Annotated in this window: 1 protein-coding gene; it reads right to left on the bottom strand. The window is 63.8% G+C overall.

Annotated elements, in window-relative coordinates:
• Positions 1-74: 74 nt before the first annotated feature.
• Positions 75-1,250 (bottom strand): elongation factor Tu, encoded by a 1,176-nt coding sequence (tuf, locus tag CLG85_RS27085; RefSeq protein ID WP_095880742.1) that lies wholly within the window; start codon positions 1,248-1,250, stop codon positions 75-77.

The following is a 1,250-nucleotide window of genomic DNA, read 5'->3' as shown; positions in this document are numbered from 1 at the left end:
GCAACGAAAAGGGGCCGCCCAATGGGCGGCCCCTTCCCTATGCCGGCCCGGTCCGAAGACCGGGCAAAAGCTCATCACTCGATGATTTTCGACACAACGCCGGAGCCGACGGTGCGGCCGCCTTCGCGGATTGCGAAGCGCAGACCATCTTCCATCGCGATCGGAGCGATCAGTTCCACGGCGAACTTCAGGTTGTCGCCGGGCATGACCATCTCGGTGCCCTCGGGGAGGGTCACGGTGCCGGTCACGTCGGTGGTGCGGAAGTAGAACTGCGGACGGTAGTTCGCGAAGAACGGCGTGTGACGGCCGCCTTCTTCCTTGGTCAGGATGTAGACCTCGCACTCGAACTTGGTGTGCGGCTTCACCGAACCCGGCTTGCAGAGAACCTGGCCACGCTCAACGCCTTCGCGGTCGATGCCGCGCAGCAGGGCGCCGATGTTGTCGCCGGCTTCACCGCGGTCGAGCAGCTTGCGGAACATTTCCACACCGGTGCAGGTGGTCTTCTTGGTGTCGCGGATGCCGACGATTTCCAGTTCGTCGCCGACGTTCACGACGCCACGCTCCACGCGGCCGGTGACCACGGTGCCGCGGCCCGAGATCGAGAACACGTCTTCGATCGGCATCAGGAACGGCTGGTCCACGGCACGTGCCGGCTGCGGGATGTACTCGTCCACCGCCGCCATCAGTTCGCGGATCTTGTTCTCACCGATTTCCGGCTGGGTGCCGTTCATCGCGTGCAGAGCCGAACCGGCGATCACGGGGATGTCGTCGCCCGGGAAGTCGTAGGCCGACAGCAGTTCGCGGATTTCCATCTCGACGAGCTCGAGCAGCTCTTCGTCGTCGACCTGGTCAACCTTGTTCATGAACACGACCATGGCGGGGATACCCACCTGGCGGCCCAGAAGGATGTGCTCGCGGGTCTGCGGCATGGGGCCGTCAGCTGCGTTCACAACCAGGATCGCGCCGTCCATCTGCGCCGCGCCGGTGATCATGTTCTTCACGTAGTCGGCGTGGCCGGGGCAGTCCACGTGCGCGTAGTGGCGCGCCTCGGTCTCGTATTCCACGTGCGCGGTCGAGATCGTGATGCCGCGTGCTTTCTCTTCCGGCGCGCCGTCGATCTGGTCGTACGCCTTGAAGTCACCGAAGTACTTGGTGATCGCTGCGGTCAGCGTGGTCTTGCCGTGGTCAACGTGACCGATCGTGCCGATGTTGCAGTGCGGTTTGCCGCGCTCAAACTTTTCCTTTGCCAT

It is taken from the genome of Alloyangia mangrovi, from assembly GCF_002300555.2.
Taxonomy (GTDB): domain Bacteria; phylum Pseudomonadota; class Alphaproteobacteria; order Rhodobacterales; family Rhodobacteraceae; genus Salipiger; species Salipiger mangrovi.
Note: the sequence above shows the minus strand (reverse complement) of the source record. Positions and strands in the feature narration are given on the sequence as shown.